The organism is Streptomyces sp. NBC_01294, from assembly GCF_035917235.1.
In the GTDB taxonomy this organism is placed as follows: domain Bacteria; phylum Actinomycetota; class Actinomycetes; order Streptomycetales; family Streptomycetaceae; genus Streptomyces; species Streptomyces caledonius.
On record NZ_CP108423.1, the window covers coordinates 8,005,885 to 8,019,418 of the forward strand.

A 13,534-nucleotide genomic window follows, 5' to 3' on the forward strand; every position below is an offset into this window, starting at 1 on the left:
GGCCCTGTCGGCGCGGTCAACAGCTCCGTAGTCACCACCAAACCAGCACGGGAGTCAGCACGGTGAGTGCTGGTTGTGGACTGGCTTGATCCCCGTACGCCACTGCACCGGGAGGCGACGTTTCCGACGACGGACGGTCGTGACGCGGAGTCATGCCCTGTATCGCCAGTAGCGCCCCCCAGCTGCAGATGGAGTCTGAGCCCCGCTCACTCCGGACGGGCGCACCTTGGCCGGCGGCAACAACGACGGCACGGTTCGGCTGTGGGACGTCGCCGATCCGGCACACCCCGCATCTCTCGGAGCGCCGTTGGGCGGGCAGGCGGGCTCGATGATCCGCCTTGCCATCAGCCGCGGCCGCGGCGGAGAACGGCACCCTCCACCTGTGGGACATCTCGAAACCTGAGCACCCCCGTGCCCTGGGCGGACCACTGCGCGCCAGTGGTGTGCCGGACGACCGGGAACCTGCTGACCCCCGAGCTCTGGCACCGATACATTCCGCAACGTCGTTTCGACCCACCGTGCCCCGAACGGCGCTGACCCCACGGCGGGCCATGCCTCACCTCCGCATCCAAGGCGCGGTCGTCCCTCGACCTCCGGCCCCGGGTCGGCATCTGCCGTCACGGCGCCATCGACACCACCTCCGGCCTGCCGGTTTCACCCCTGTGGAGGCACACGGCAGCAGCGGCTAGTGTGAGGTGGGAAGGCTGTGGGCGAGCCAGGAGCCGTTATGCGCGGACACCGTCCCGAGCCGTCCGAAAGTGTGCAGGATCTTCTGGTCGCCCTCGGGCAGCTCGTCGATCAGGCCCTGGAACGGGTCGAGTACCAGCGGGCCAGGGTCGAGCTGGCCGTCGCCCTGCAACGCCATATGCTCCCACCCGGGCTGCCGGAGTTGCCCGGCCTGCACCTGGCCGCCAGGTACGCGCCGTCACGAGGCGGTCTGGAAGTAGGCGGTGACTGGTACGACGCCTTCGTCATGTACGACGGGTCACTGGGGCTCACGGTCGGCGACGTACAGGGCCACGACGTGGAGGCCATCGCCTTCATGGGGCAGGTGCGGACCAGCCTGCGCGCCCTCGCACAGGCGACGAGCGACACCCGAGAGGTACTGGCCCGCGCCAACGATCTGCTGATCGCCATGGGGTGTGGTCTCTTCGCCACGTGCTGCTTCCTTCGCTTCGACCCGGTCAGCCGCGATCTGACGGCCTCCAGGGCCGGCCATGTCCCGATGGTCTGGGCGACAGCCGGAGGCCGTCATGGCATAGCACTCGACCGCGGCGGGCCGCCGCTCGGCATCGTGTCGGGTCAGCGGTATCCGGTGACCCACCGGCGACTGACCGAGGCAGGGGTGCTCGTGCTGCTCACCGACGGAGTGGTCGAGGGCCCGAACTTCCCGATGGAGTCCGGTCTGGCCGAGGTGGCCAAGCTGGTGCGCGCGGGGTTCGACGCCGATCCCGACGTGCTCGCCTCCGCCGTCGTGAAAGTGGCCGACCTGACGGGACACCGCGACGATGCCGCAGTCCTCGTCGTCCGCTACGACGGCCCGCAGGAGCCGGCCTGACCGAGGAGTGTTCGCTGGGGTCGCCGGTGGCGGGATCTGGGCGCACACTGCTGTCGTGCGCAGCGCAGCGATGGGTCCTCTCGGGTCCACCTCTCTGCGCATCCTCGCCGTCGCCGCCGTCTACTACGGGGCCGCACAGGTCGGCCTTCTCCATCAGCTGGTGCGCGACCAGGTCACCCCCCTGTGGCCGCCGACCGGCGTCGCGCTGGCCGCGCTGCTCATGATGGGGCTGCGCGTCTGGCCGGGCATCGCACTGGGCGCGTTCCTGGTCAATGTCGTCCTCGGGCCGTCGTTGATCGCCGTACTGGCCATCACCGCGGGCAACACCCTCGCCCCGGTCTGCGCCTGTCTGATGCTGCGCAGAGCCGGGTTCAGAAACGAACTGGACCGCCTGCGGGACGTACTGGCGCTGGTCTTCCTCGGCGCGCTCGCCGGGATGTTGATCAGTTCGACCATAGGCAGCGGCGTACTGGTCCTGTCCGGAGCACTGGATGCGGGCGACTTCTGGCCGACATGGTCGGTGTGGTGGACCGGCGACGCGATGGGAATCCTTGTCGTCACACCCTTCCTGCTCGTGCTGCGCAAGGCCCGGTGGCCGTTGCGCGCCGGGCCCGGCCGCTGGTTGGAGGCGGTGGCGCTGGCGCTCGGTACGGTCTTCGTCACGCTCTTGGCGACGCGCACACCCAACTCGAACCTGCTCTTCCTGGTCTCGCCGGTCCTGATCTGGGCGGCCTTCCGCTTCCGGCTGGCCGGAGCGGCGCCGTGCGCGCTCGTGGTGTCGTGGCTCGCGATCCTGGCTGCCGACGGCGGCAGAGGCCCGTTCGTCGGCGAGGGCGTCTTCGCCAACATGGTCACGCTCCAGGCCTTCAACGGCACGACCGCGCTGACGGCTCTCCTTCTCGCGGCAGTCATCACAGAACGCGACAGAACGCATGAGGAGATCCAACGGGTCTGCGCTCGGCTTGCGGAGATGGTGGCCCGGATGGAGCCGCGGCCCGAGTCGCGCGAGTACCCGCCCGAGAAACGTCCGCCGCCATAATTCCCCAGTGGGTGGATTTAACCTCTGCGAGCGCCCTTTCGAGCCTGTCGACAATCTGCCGGGTGCCACGTCGGCAACAACCGCCTCAAGGGATTCGATCCTGGAACGACCGGGGGCGATGTACTGAGCAGAAGCCAGAACGCGGCTCGTCTGCTCGCTTGCCGAGCACGAAGGAGAGTGTCCTGGCCATGGCTGCGACACCGGCGACGCGGTCACCTCACCCGCCGAGGGCCACAGACCCGACCGCCATGTACCGCGCCGCCCCGCGGCCTCCAAGCTCCGCCCCCCGTACCACGCCGACCCGGCGTGCCCTGACGGAAGGAAGCCCCACATGTCCTCGCTCGCCCTGGCCGTCCTGCTGCTCCTGGTCCTCGTGACGCTGCTCCTGGCGGGCGGCGTCGGGTACGTCGCGCACCGCCACCCGGCGCTCGCCGCGCCGCTGGCGGCGGCCGGGACGGCCGTGGCCCTGGTCGTCGCCTGCGTGGGCACCATCGGTGCCCGCTGACCCGCCCAGCCGCCCAGCCGCCCCGCCGCGGAGCGCGACAGGCAGCGGGAGGCGACGCCGCAGCCCCTGCGCGCCGCGCCCGGCGGGGTCGGATCCGCATCCCCTTGCATGGGTCGGTGCCCTGCGCCGTCACCGACCCGGCAGCAGCGTCGGACCCCTGAACCGGACGCCGCCGCTTCGCCACGAGACATCACCGCGCCCCTCAAGGTTCGGCGGGTCTCGGCAGTAGCAGGCATGCAGGCGGCTGCGCCAGCACAGCGTCATCGAAGATCACCCCGGTGAAATCGAGGTCGCAGCCCTCCCAGGAGGCCGCAGACCCACTGATTCGGGGGCACAGATGATCGCGGACCACGCGGATCACCGTGTGGCGGACCTCGCGGGTGGCCTGCCAGGCCAACCGCTCCTCCAGCGGCGCGGACTCGGCCGGCTCGGCCGGCTCGGCCGGGTAGGGCATGCGCAGGTAGGCGCACAGCACGTCGATGCACGTCTGTCGGCGTTCGCTTCGGCCCAGTCATCGGCCAGGCCGGCCATTGCGTGGATGCCCGCCAGGCGGCAAGCGGGCTCCTCGTGCCCAAGCAACTCGGCAGCCGTGGCGAAGCGCTCGTTGAGCAGCCGCGCCTGCTCGTGCCTCAGTCCCTCCTGGGCACTTCGGCGCAGCCGTCTGGCCGAGAACCAGGCCGCGAACCACGCAATCACGCCACCCGATGAGGGTGGCTGCCGGAACGGCCCACCAGGGGGCACCCGAAGCCTCACCCTGCCCTTGATCCTGGGAATACGGGCTCGCGGAAAGCAGCCGTATCCGGACACTGCCTACCGCCCCGGTCAGCGTCGCCATGGCCGTCACCCTAGATCGAGCCACCTCTCAGCCCGGCAGGACAGACCCGTCCGGTGCTGTGTGAAGGGAGTGCCACCGGGTCGAGTCCGTCCCGGACAGCGGGACGCGGTGTGCGCACCACGACCCCCTCCCGGATGGTTCCGGGAGGGGGTCGTGGTGAATCCGCCGGGCGCGGCAGCCGCTACCGACCGCCGCCGTCGGCGAGCTGCTGCTCCAGCTTGCGGACTCGCTTGACCACACCTGGCTTGACCCGGCGGCTCTCCAGGGTCCGGGCAAGATCGCCCACCAGCTGAGTGGCGTCCCGGCCCTCGCCCTGTTGGTCGAGCGACCGGGCCATGTGCTCGATGTTGCGGGTCAGACGGATGTGGCCGAACGTCTCGGCGGCGGCGTTCAAGTCGCCGTACGCCTGCTCGGCGCGCTGCCAACCCGACTCGGTGTCGGACGTCGTGAGCTCCAGGCGCGGACCCGTACCGTCGCCACCACCCTGCATGATCTTGCCCGGGACGGTATCCGCCAGCGCCAGGCAGGCGGCGGCGTGTTTGGCGACGCCCTCGTCGGGAATCCGGTCCACGACCTCGCGCAGTACGTCGTTGGCTCCGTGCAGCACCCGGCTTCCGCCCAGCGCCAGCACGCGTCCCGGACGGAGTCCGTGCAGACGTCGTCCGCCAGTTGCTCCTGCTCACGGCTGGCCGGGCGCTCCACCCGGCGATGAGCGGCGCGGCCATGACCTGCCCGGCGAGGCACCGGCGCCGGAGGCCGCTGTACCGTCGGCGACCGTACGCAGCGCGGCGTACACACGGTACGTACCGGGCTCGGCGATCTGCCAGCCGCCCAGTCCGGAGCTGAGCACGACCTGCCCGTAGAGTGCCTCGCCGGGCTGCAGCACCACGGGTTCGGGGCGCATGCAGTACCGCAGGTAGGGCCGGTGCATCCGGGCCTCGGTCTCTCCCTCACGCTGGATGACGATGCCGAGGTCGTCGCCCTTCAGCTTGTTGCGGTCGACCATCACCGGGTCGGTGGAGGTGTTGGCCAGCTTCAGCTCACCGATCACCGGCTCGAGCATGCCGTAGCGGTACGCGCCCTCGTGGTCGGGGTTGCGGCTGACGCGGAGCGAGAGCGTCAGCGTGCCGGGGGCGGAGTACTGGCGGACCTGCTCGAAGGCGTGGTGGTCGAACCACGGGATGTTGCCCATCTGCACGAACCGCTCGGGTGCGTGCTGCAGAACCGCAGCTCGTTCTCCGAGAAGAAGTACCCAGTCGGAGAGAACGGTGAGGCCCGCCGGGGTGGGGCTTCCGGAACGGGTAGTTCATGAAGCTCCGGGCAGTCGGCTCGTCGGCGAGCGGCATCCACGGAGTCTCCAGCGACTTCTGCCAGGAGTGCGCGAGGTTGAAACAGTGCCCGAGCTCGTGCACGGCCGTCCAGAAGCGCATCCGGCGGGCGAACGCCTCAGGCGCGGGGTCGTTCGGCGGCCGCTCGGAGATGAACGAGTCGGAGAAGATCGCGCAGCCCTGCCGCTGGGCGGTGCCGATGTCGTCGAACATGATGCCGCCGAGGCTGAGGCCGTCGTCGTGCAGACCTGCGAACAGGGTCCACACCTGCCACTGGGCGACGCCCTGTCCGCCGGGCCCGGGCTTCCACTCGGACCAGTGCTGCTGCATCGCGTCGTGCATCTCGATGTCGGACCACTTGTCGTTGACGGAGGCCGAGCGTGGGATCATGTTGCTGCCGCGGGTGCGGGTGACCTTGATTCCCTGCCGGGTGAAGGCATCCTCCACCGTGAGGGTGATGTCGGGGAGGCCGGCGGGCCGCACCGGGTGGTCGTGCAGCGCGTACGCATCCGTCTGCTCGGCCCCCTCGACGCGGTCGAACTCGATCCCGACCTCACGGAATGCCGACCGCGCGAAGGCGTAGCCGAGGACCAGGTCGGCCGCGCCCGGGCGGCTGAAGGTCACCCGCGCGGAGAGCGGCTGCAGCGGCGGGCGGCCGGTGAGCTGCACGCGGATCGAGGTGGCGGGGCGCAGGGAGGTGTTGCCGTCGCGGTAGCTGATCGGGCCGGCGTACGAGCCGTCCGGCTGCTTGGTCACCTTGGCGATCCAGGTGAGACCGCCGGTGATGAGCCGCCAGATGCGGCCCGAGACGGTCATCGTGGGGGCGGGCCCGTCCACGTCCACGCGGAGTTCCTCGAACAGGCCGAGGGCGGCGCCGGGCTGGATCGTCTCGGCCGGCGGCTGACCGTTCTGGGGCTGCTCGGCCGCGATCGCGGTCCCGTCGGGAAGGGCGCCCGCCGCCATCGCCGCACCGGTCGGCCGCAGCCTCGGGCGCGACCATGCCGGGCATCGTCGTGATGTTCTCCACGACCTGCGCGCCGTCGTGGTCGGGGGCGGGGACGATGGGCAGGTCGGTGCGGACGTACACGCCGCTGCGCTGGACCAGGAGGGCCGCGGCCGACGCTGTCGGCTGAGCGCCGGCCGCCGTGTCCCAGCGGTCCTGGACGCCCTCGGCGTAGGGATCCGAGCCGTAGCCGGCTCGGGCCCGGCCGTCACCGGCAAGGCGGGAGATCTCTTCGACGACAGAGCGGACGAGCTCGTCCAGCCCACTCGGCGGGCGGTGCTTCTGCGTGGTCATGCCGGCCTCTCCTCAGCCCGGGCTCCGTCGCCCGGGCGTGGTGGTGCAGCGGAAGGGGTGGGTGTCCGGCCGCTTCGGGGCGCGTGGCGCGCGGGTGTGTGGCCCGCGGGTGTGTGGCCCGCGCGGGTGTGTATCCCGCGGGTGTCTGGCCTGTCGACATGCCCTGCCACATCCGCGGAGGGAGTTGCGACGGTTGGGATGCCTGAGCGCGATGCGGACGCCTGCCGAACAGGCCGGGAGTGTGCGCTCCGTCCGGTTGTGCCACCGAGCGCACACCCCTGCCCTTGGAAGGCCGGTCCCTTCAAGTGGAAGTGCAACCAACCTGGGTCGCAATCCGGCCGCGTCCGATCGAGCCCGTCCGCGGAGCGGCTCGCCCGGCAGACGTGCCGGTCACACGTAACGGGGGAGGTCTCCGCGCGGACGGTGAGGCCGCCGTCAGCGTCGAGATCGACCAGCACCGCCTTGGTGACGGTCGTGTCGATCTCCACACTCCGGTGCGGCCCTCCCTGGACCGAGACCTCCACCGTGACCCCGCCGTCCCGTACCGGAACCTCGAGGGAACGGGCCAGGCCGATCTGCCGTCTGGTGTGCACCGAGGGGTCGTCCAGGATGACGGTTCCGTCCACCGTGACCACGACGTGCTCGCCCTGGAAGTCCTCCTGCAGCGCGATCTGAAGCACGCTCATGGCTCCCGCCTCACTTCGTCGGCCTCGCGACAGGCTTCTGACGCCCCGACGATACGACGGCCGGCCCCCGACGGCCTTCCGACGCCGACCCGCCCGGCCCCTGTCGGAGTCGGCCGCGGCGCGACGGGCGCGGGCTGCGCCCGCCGCTGTCGTTGCGGCTTCCCGGACGTCGAACCCACGGGCGTCAGGTGAGCGCGGAGGTGTGGATCTTGCGAGCCCGTACCACTCCCGAAGACCTGCTCGCGCAGCATCCTGACGGTGCCGGCGTCCAGCCGACGTGAGCCCGATCGGGGCGCCCGCACCGTAGATCCTGAGTGCCCAGTCCGGCATCTTCCGCCGGTCGACCGGCGACGGACCGGTCGCGATTCCCTCGCCTTCGAACGCCGCTTGTCGCTTGCCGTTGCCCGGACGCGACCGGCTGCGCGCCGGAGAGTCCACCGGGGGAGTGCGGCTACGGCCGCCGCTACGCGTTGAACCGGGGCGATCGAGTGAAGGGGGCATTTAGACGTCGTTTCTTATGGCGTGATCGTTCGTTGAACCGTGCATGACGGATCTGGTTGAGCGGCTGGTGCCGGACGAGTTGTGGGTGCTGTTTCGGCGGGTGGTACCGCCGACGGAGGTCATACGTCCACAGGGTGGCGGCCGGCGTCGAGCGGGTGACCGCGAGGCATTGGCCGCAATCATCTTCGTGGCGACGTCGGGCTGCACCTGGCGGCAGCTGCCGCCGGTGTTCGGCCCGAGCTGGCAGACCGTCTACCGACGATTTGCCCAGTGGAGCCGGGCCCGGGTCTGGGCCCGGCTCCACCGCGTCATCCTCGACGAACTCGGGGCCCGCGGGGAACTGGACTGGTCGCGCTGCGCGATCGATTCGGTCAGCATGCGGGCTGCAAAAGGGGGCCTCTGACGGGACCGAATCCGACCGACCGTGGCAAGCCGGGATCGAAAATCCACCTGATCACCGACCGGAACGGGCTGCCGCTCTCGCTGGGCGTCTCCGGCGCGAACATGCACGACAGTCTCGGTCTTGAACCACTCGTGCGGGGCATCCCGCCGATCCGGTCCCGGCGAGGACCTCGTCGACGGCGCCCCGGCAAGCTCCACGCGGACAAGGGCTACGACTACGACCACCTGCGCCGATGGCTCCGCAAACGCGGCATCCGCCATCGCATCGCCCGCCGTGGTATCGAGTCCTCACAACGGCTCGGCCGCCACAGGTGGGTCGTCGAAAGAACCGTGTCCTGGCTCGCCGGCTGCCGTCGGCTCCACCGCCGATACGAGCGCAAGGCCGAACACTTCCTCGCCTTCGTCGGCATAGCTGCAGCACTCATCTGTCACCGCCGCCTCACCAAATGAAACGACCTCTTAGAGGGTCAGGCTGACGATCCAGTAGTCGTACTCCTCCGCGGTGATGCCGCAGATGTGGTCGCCGGAGGAGGACCGGGCGATGAATTCGATCCGTCCTTGGTCATCGATGAGGCGGGCGACGTCGGCACTGTCCGTGAGACGCACGCGGACCCAGCCGACCCCGGAACTCCCCGTCACGACCGCCGTGAGGAGGAACGTCCCGTCAACACCGATGACATCGGCTCGGCGGGCATGTTCGAGCCACATCTGGTGGACTCCTCCGAGGTCTCCCTTCAAGGGGAAGGAGGCACTGGGCTCCACGCCGAATCCCGCCATGGCACGCCAGGCCGTTTCGACCGAGGGTCCAGGTTCGTTGCCCTGGACCCTGTCCACTTCGAGGCCGCTGCCCCGGATGAGTTCGACGAGGTTGTCCTCGCTGGTGCGCATGTTATTTCTCCTCGTAGAAGAAGTGGTGGTCTCCGCCGGGCTTGTCGATGGCTCGGTAGCGTTCCATGGTCTTGTAGCCACTGGATGCCGCCGGCCTGGATGCCGCCGGCCTGGAGGTCGACGGACAGCGTCATCAGCTCGGCCGCGTTCCTGGCCAGACGCTTGAGCTCCTGCACTGTGAGGATGACGGGTGTCTCCGGGGCGGCTTCCTTGAACTGGTGGGCTGGCGAGAGCGCCTTCTCCAGTTCGGGCCGCAGCTTGATGCGGGTGCTGATCTGCTCCTTGAAGACCTTGTGGCATTCCGCACGGTGGAAGGCTTCGAGCTGACTCGCCGGCTCTTGGCGGGCGGTCGAGGTGCGGGCGTACCCGATCCGGAGCGGCCGCTCGGTGCGGGGCGCGGGCACGACAGCGAGCGCCGGGCCCTGCTTCCACGCCGGGCCGGGGAGCCGGTCGGCGGGTACGGGGATCTCCAGTTCCTCGCGGAGCGCGGAGCGCGGGGACGAGGACGAAGCGGAGGGTGTGGTACTTCGCGGCGGTCTTTCCGCCCCGGGTGCGGCAGGCGCTGCCAGCGGGTGCTTCACAGTTCGGGCAGTCGTGACGTTCTACCGCCAATGCAGCACAACATGCAGGTTTTGAGAAGCTTTTCGCGAGTGGCGACCTGCGGAAACGTGATCACTTCCGGGGCTCTCGCGGAACTCTCACAGATGGTCATCTGTGAGAGTTCAAGGTTTCCTGAATTCAGGATTGCGTGTACTGTCGTGGGGTGCTGACTCTCGCCCGTGACATCGAGGTTCTGGCCCGGTTCGGCCGCGCGCTCGCCGATCCGATCCGCTGCCGCATCCTGCTCGCCCTGCGCGACGCCCCCGCCTACCCTGCCGACCTCGCCGACGCCCTCGGCATTTCCCGCACCCGGCTGTCGAACCATCTGGCGTGCCTGCGCGACTGCGGCCTGGTCGTCGCCATGCCCGACGGCCGGCGGACCCGCTACGAGCTGGCCGACGAACGACTTGGCCACGCGCTGGACGACCTGCGTACGGCCGTGGTGGCCGTCGAGACCGACCGAACGTGCGTCGAAGCCGAGTCGAAGGGCTGCTGCTGATGACCGCGATATCCGTCGGCCCCAGCCCGGCCCGCAGGAACGTGCTGGCAGGGCAAGGGCTGCTGCGCAGCCCCCGCCGCCGCCGCCGTCCCGGCCGGGCAGACCGATGCATGCAGCTGCCGCCCGGGATGCGCCTGCTGCACCCCGTCAGAAGGGAACCGGAAATGAATGCCTGGGCATGGACCGCACTGCTGCTCTACCTCGGCTGGACGGCCTTCGCCTTCGGCGTTCGCGCCGCCCAGCAACGCCACCGCACCGGTGACACGGGTTTTAGGGGCATCTCCGGCCGCCCCGGCCAGCCCTCATGGTGGGCCGGAGTGCTCTTCGTCGCCGCCCTGCTCGGCGGCGCTGCCGCTCCGGCAGCCGCCCTCGCCGGACTGGGCCCGCTGCCCGGCACCGCCGGCCCCGCCCTGCGCTGGACGGGCCTGGCGATCGCACTGGCCGGACTGGCGGCCACCGCCGCGGCCCAGACGAACATGGGCACCTCCTGGCGCGTGGGCGTGGACACCGGTGAGCGCACCGCACTGGTCACCGACGGACTGTTCGCCCACGTACGCAACCCGGTCTTCACCGCCATGGTCACCGCGTCGCTCGGCCTGTCCCTGATCGTCCCCAACTGGGTCTCCCTCGTGGCGCTGGCCGCACTGGTCACCGCGATCCAGCTCCAGGTCCGCGTCGTGGAAGAGCCCTACCTCACGACAGCCCACGGCCCGGCCTACGCCCGCTACACCCACCGCACCGGACGCTTCCTTCCCGGCATCGGCCGCAGCGCGCCCTCGCCGTGATTGCGACGCCGCACCTGGAGCCGGGGCACAGGTGGCTCACTCCTCCCGGTCGTCCTCGTCATCGAGGTCGGCGGCGCCCGGGTCGCGCAGCGGGCGCAGGCCGCCGCCGACCGGAACGGTGACACAGAAGCTGTAGCGGCCCAGCACGTTGAGGTTCGCGTGCCGTAGGGGGGAGAGCCAGGCGACGTCCTCGCCCAGGACGTCGTGCTCCCGCTGATCCAAGAGCAATCTCGGCGCCAACCACGGTTCCATTGGTCCCCGGGGCCGGAGCAGTTCTTCCGCCTGGACGCGCAGGCGCTCGCCCTGGCCGGTGCGAAGCTGGCCTCGGCGAACCGGCTGGGGTGGGCGGTGCAGTGGGGCTGCGTGCGGATGCTCGGGGTGTTCCCGACCGAGGACGTGTCCGTCGTGCCGGCCGCGGTGGTGCGGTTCGCGGCCGAGCAGCTCGACGTCGGGCCGGACGAGTTCGCCGCGTACGGGGCGCGGCGACAGAACCGGTATGAGTACGCGCAGGGGAACCCACGGGATGTCGCACACCCACACAATGACGTCAGCGAACCGCTGACAGCCGCGGCGGGAGGGTGCGCCCCCGAAATCGGGTCGCCGACCTACCTCGAACCCGGCGACCGGGCGGGCCCCGCCCCCGAAAATCGGCGTGCGCCGAGGGTGAAATCTGCGGCCCCCGACCTCGGCTTTCACCCCGATTTTCGCTCCAGAACCTGAAAAACCGCAGGTTGCGCCGGTGGTTGCGTTTTCGCTACCACCGGTGGTCGCGCAATCGACACCACCCGACCTCGCGCAATCGACACCTCCCGACCGCGCCGATTCGCCACCCCAAAACATCACTGTTCGCAGTGGACTTCTTCGCGTACCCGCTCAGATCGGTCAACGGCGCGCTTGATAGCGCAGGTGAAGCACCCGGTTGCCCTGAATCACCACGTCAGGATCCTCCAACAGGTGCTGCGCGTGGACCGACCCGAAGTAGCGCTTGCCGGACCCGAACACGACGGGTACGACGTCCATGCGCACCTCGTCGATCAGGCCCGCGGCAAGCACCTGGCCACCGACGTCGCCAGCCGCGACCTCGACCATGCGGTCACCCGCAAGTTCCTGCGCCTTGGCCACGGCTGCCTCGACGCCGTCGACGAAGTGAAACGGCGCCTCGGGGTCCCAGCCCTCGGGCATCGGCCGGTGCGACACGACGACCACGTGGTCGATCCCGCCCGGAGGCTTCCCGTCCCAGCCGTCCGTCAGGTCGAAGACGTGGCGGCCGACGATCGTGACTCCGATCTGGTCCCAGTACGGCCGGGTGTAGTCGTAGGACGTCTGCGACACCTTCAGCTCGCCGCTCTCGTCCAACGGGACGTCACCGCTGGACAACCAGTCGAACAGTGGTCCGGGCTGGTCATTCTCGTCCGCGACGAAGCCGTCCACCGACACCGAGCTGTACATGACCACCTTGCCCACGGGGCTCTCCTCTGCTTTGGGGTGCCCCAAATTAGCGTGTCGTGAGCTGTCGCTCTTGTAAGAAATCAATTGGCCGGCAGCGGCCAGCCGTCCAGCGCGTGGCCAGGATGTTCGCGCAGGAACCGCCGCCGGACTTCGGCGTACCGGGTCGGCGTGAGCCCGGTGAACGCCCGGAACTCATGGCCGAAGTGGGCCTGGTCGAAGTAGCCTGCGCCACAGGCGAGGTCGCCCCAGCCGGCGGAGCCAGAGGGGCATTCAAAAGACTGGCGGCGGCCGCCACACACAGGCAGCCTTCGGGTGAATTTCTCATCAATGCCGATAGGGTGTGAATGTGGAGGAATACCTGGAAGGTTGGAATGACTTCAATGTCGCCATGATGGGATCGGCGGGGGCGCTCGCCGGTCTTGTGATCGTGGCGGCAAGCGTCAACATCGCCGAGGTCGTCAAAGCGCCGTCGCTCACATCGCGACTGGCTGGCGGCATCGCCGGCCTCGTACTGGCGCTCTCGGGTTCTGCAGTGGGGCTTGTCCCCGAGGTCTCGCCGGTGTCGTACGGGTTGTCAATGGTCGCACTCGCAGTCGGCGCAGGTCTTTTGCAGGTGCAGGCGGCAAGACGGATCTACGAGAACCGCCACCCCGACAATCAGATGAAGTTCGGTAAGTCTGCCATCGGCTTTGTGGCGCCATTCGCATACCTCGTCGGTGCCGCGCTCCTTGTCGCCGGCTCACCACAGGGCATCGTATGGTTCGCCGCCGGTTCGATCGTCGCAATCATCACGGCGCTCGTCATCTCCTGGATCGCGCTGGTCGAAGTCCTGCGCTGAGAAGGCACACGCGTGCCGCACGCATGGGGTCCAGCCTTCGCGGCGGGGTCGACGGCATCGGCCAGCCGCTCGAAGGACTGGTCGTAGCCCCGCATGAAGTCCCAGCAGCGGTCCGGCTGTTTGCGGACCAGCGAGCGGAATATCAGGAGCAGGTGCGCCAGGTCGTGCGGGTGTGCGCGGCAGCGGAGCAGGGGAGAACCAAAAGGCCGCCCGCAGGCAAAGAGTTGACCGAGGCGGCAGGGCCGGCCGGCTGAAGGGTGACGACATGCCCAGGCGCGTTCTTGCCCCAACGAAGCTGATCCTCTGCCCCGAGTGCGGTACCCC

The 13,534-nt window shown here is 69.6% G+C and carries 17 protein-coding genes and 1 pseudogene; 9 read left to right on the forward strand and 9 right to left on the reverse strand.

What is annotated here, in order from left to right; translation table 11 throughout:
• Nucleotides 1–727 precede the first annotated feature (727 nt).
• The 3 genes from OG534_RS36240 (at nucleotide 728) to OG534_RS36250 (ending at nucleotide 3,102) form a co-directional block, all read left to right on the forward strand.
• Complete coding sequence (locus OG534_RS36240) at nucleotides 728–1,558, forward strand: PP2C family protein-serine/threonine phosphatase (protein ID WP_326586182.1); 831 nt, start codon at nucleotides 728–730, stop codon at nucleotides 1,556–1,558.
• Nucleotides 1,559–1,628: 70 nt separating this feature from the next.
• Complete coding sequence (locus OG534_RS36245; RefSeq protein ID WP_326593414.1) at nucleotides 1,629–2,597, forward strand: MASE1 domain-containing protein; 969 nt, start codon at nucleotides 1,629–1,631, stop codon at nucleotides 2,595–2,597.
• Nucleotides 2,598–2,928: 331 nt separating this feature from the next.
• Complete coding sequence (locus OG534_RS36250) at nucleotides 2,929–3,102, forward strand: hypothetical protein (RefSeq protein WP_326586181.1); 174 nt, start codon at nucleotides 2,929–2,931, stop codon at nucleotides 3,100–3,102.
• A 202-nt stretch (nucleotides 3,103–3,304) separates the two neighbouring features.
• On the opposite strand, the gene OG534_RS36255 is transcribed toward OG534_RS36250, so the two are convergent.
• The 4 genes from OG534_RS36255 to OG534_RS36270 form a co-directional block, all read right to left on the reverse strand.
• Nucleotides 3,305–3,577 (reverse strand): hypothetical protein, encoded by a 273-nt coding sequence (locus OG534_RS36255; RefSeq protein ID WP_326586180.1) that lies wholly within the window; start codon nucleotides 3,575–3,577, stop codon nucleotides 3,305–3,307.
• 541 nt (nucleotides 3,578–4,118) lie between these two features.
• Nucleotides 4,119–4,544 (reverse strand): hypothetical protein, encoded by a 426-nt coding sequence (locus OG534_RS36260; protein WP_326593271.1) that lies wholly within the window; start codon nucleotides 4,542–4,544, stop codon nucleotides 4,119–4,121.
• Nucleotides 4,545–4,616: 72 nt separating this feature from the next.
• Nucleotides 4,617–5,000: a hypothetical protein gene (locus OG534_RS36265; RefSeq protein ID WP_326593272.1), complete on the reverse strand. Its 384-nt coding sequence runs from the start codon at nucleotides 4,998–5,000 to the stop codon at nucleotides 4,617–4,619.
• A complete protein-coding gene (locus OG534_RS36270) occupies nucleotides 4,978–6,228 on the reverse strand; it encodes a hypothetical protein (RefSeq protein ID WP_326593274.1) in 1,251 nt (416 codons plus the stop codon). The genes OG534_RS36265 and OG534_RS36270 overlap by 23 nt, the downstream gene beginning before the upstream one ends.
• 35 nt (nucleotides 6,229–6,263) lie before the next feature.
• On the opposite strand from OG534_RS36270, the gene OG534_RS36275 reads away from it, so the two are divergent.
• Both OG534_RS36275 and OG534_RS36280 read left to right on the forward strand, forming a co-directional pair.
• Nucleotides 6,264–6,398, forward strand: coding sequence for a hypothetical protein (locus OG534_RS36275; protein ID WP_326593275.1), 135 nt, complete (start codon nucleotides 6,264–6,266; stop codon nucleotides 6,396–6,398).
• 1,394 nt (nucleotides 6,399–7,792) lie between these two features.
• Nucleotides 7,793–8,601 (forward strand): IS5 family transposase gene (locus OG534_RS36280; RefSeq protein ID WP_326586176.1). Its coding sequence is split into 2 segments (ribosomal slippage): nucleotides 7,793–8,140 and nucleotides 8,143–8,601, totalling 807 coding nucleotides; the frame shifts between segments, so codons are not numbered across the junction.
• 9 nt (nucleotides 8,602–8,610) lie between these two features.
• Here the strand turns inward: OG534_RS36280 and OG534_RS36285 are convergent.
• From OG534_RS36285 to OG534_RS38810, 3 genes and pseudogenes are all read right to left on the reverse strand, one after another.
• Nucleotides 8,611–8,985 carry a hypothetical protein gene (locus tag OG534_RS36285; protein WP_442807264.1) on the reverse strand — a complete coding sequence of 125 codons (375 nt, stop codon included), beginning with the start codon at nucleotides 8,983–8,985 and terminating at the stop codon, nucleotides 8,611–8,613.
• On the reverse strand, nucleotides 8,886–9,443 hold the full coding sequence (locus tag OG534_RS38805) for a recombinase family protein (RefSeq protein ID WP_442807192.1): 558 nt from the start codon (nucleotides 9,441–9,443) through the stop codon (nucleotides 8,886–8,888). Before OG534_RS38805 ends, OG534_RS36285 begins: the two co-directional genes overlap by 100 nt.
• Before the next feature lie 82 nt (nucleotides 9,444–9,525).
• Nucleotides 9,526–9,651, reverse strand: a pseudogene (locus OG534_RS38810) (zinc finger domain-containing protein); the annotation flags it as partial.
• 151 nt (nucleotides 9,652–9,802) lie between these two features.
• On the opposite strand from OG534_RS38810, the gene OG534_RS36290 reads away from it, so the two are divergent.
• Nucleotides 9,803–10,138: an ArsR/SmtB family transcription factor gene (locus OG534_RS36290; protein ID WP_326593276.1), complete on the forward strand. Its 336-nt coding sequence runs from the start codon at nucleotides 9,803–9,805 to the stop codon at nucleotides 10,136–10,138.
• A gap of 164 nt (nucleotides 10,139–10,302) precedes the next feature.
• The gene (locus OG534_RS36300; protein WP_326593277.1) at nucleotides 10,303–10,923 is read left to right on the forward strand and encodes a methyltransferase family protein; all 621 of its coding nucleotides are present in this window, start codon (nucleotides 10,303–10,305) and stop codon (nucleotides 10,921–10,923) included.
• A 36-nt stretch (nucleotides 10,924–10,959) separates the two neighbouring features.
• Here OG534_RS36300 and OG534_RS36305 read toward each other — a convergent pair whose 3' ends face one another.
• Nucleotides 10,960–11,145, reverse strand: a complete 186-nt coding sequence (locus OG534_RS36305; RefSeq protein ID WP_326593278.1) for a hypothetical protein — start codon at nucleotides 11,143–11,145, stop codon at nucleotides 10,960–10,962.
• Between OG534_RS36305 and OG534_RS36310 the strand changes: the two genes are divergently transcribed.
• Nucleotides 11,128–11,643, forward strand: coding sequence for a DUF4158 domain-containing protein (locus OG534_RS36310; protein ID WP_326593279.1), 516 nt, complete (start codon nucleotides 11,128–11,130; stop codon nucleotides 11,641–11,643). The genes OG534_RS36305 and OG534_RS36310 overlap by 18 nt on opposite strands.
• A 162-nt stretch (nucleotides 11,644–11,805) precedes the next feature.
• On the opposite strand, the gene OG534_RS36315 is transcribed toward OG534_RS36310, so the two are convergent.
• Nucleotides 11,806–12,387 (reverse strand): dihydrofolate reductase family protein, encoded by a 582-nt coding sequence (locus OG534_RS36315; protein WP_326593280.1) that lies wholly within the window; start codon nucleotides 12,385–12,387, stop codon nucleotides 11,806–11,808.
• Between the two features lie 331 nt (nucleotides 12,388–12,718).
• Here OG534_RS36315 and OG534_RS36320 point away from each other — a divergent pair, with 331 nt between their 5' ends.
• The gene (locus OG534_RS36320; protein WP_326593281.1) at nucleotides 12,719–13,210 is read left to right on the forward strand and encodes a hypothetical protein; all 492 of its coding nucleotides are present in this window, start codon (nucleotides 12,719–12,721) and stop codon (nucleotides 13,208–13,210) included.
• Nucleotides 13,211–13,534: the final 324 nt, after the last annotated feature.

Coding starts and splice junctions, on each gene's coding strand:
- OG534_RS36240 (WP_326586182.1), top strand. CDS start 728: ATGCGCGGACACCGTCCCGAGCCGTCCGAAAGTGTGCAGGATCTTCTG.
- OG534_RS36245 (WP_326593414.1), top strand. CDS start 1,629: ATGGGTCCTCTCGGGTCCACCTCTCTGCGCATCCTCGCCGTCGCCGCC.
- OG534_RS36250 (WP_326586181.1), top strand. CDS start 2,929: ATGTCCTCGCTCGCCCTGGCCGTCCTGCTGCTCCTGGTCCTCGTGACG.
- OG534_RS36265 (WP_326593272.1), bottom strand. CDS start 5,000: ATGCTCGAGCCGGTGATCGGTGAGCTGAAGCTGGCCAACACCTCCACC.
- OG534_RS36270 (WP_326593274.1), bottom strand. CDS start 6,228: ATGGCGGCGGGCGCCCTTCCCGACGGGACCGCGATCGCGGCCGAGCAG.
- OG534_RS36275 (WP_326593275.1), top strand. CDS start 6,264: ATGCCGGGCATCGTCGTGATGTTCTCCACGACCTGCGCGCCGTCGTGG.
- OG534_RS36300 (WP_326593277.1), top strand. CDS start 10,303: ATGAATGCCTGGGCATGGACCGCACTGCTGCTCTACCTCGGCTGGACG.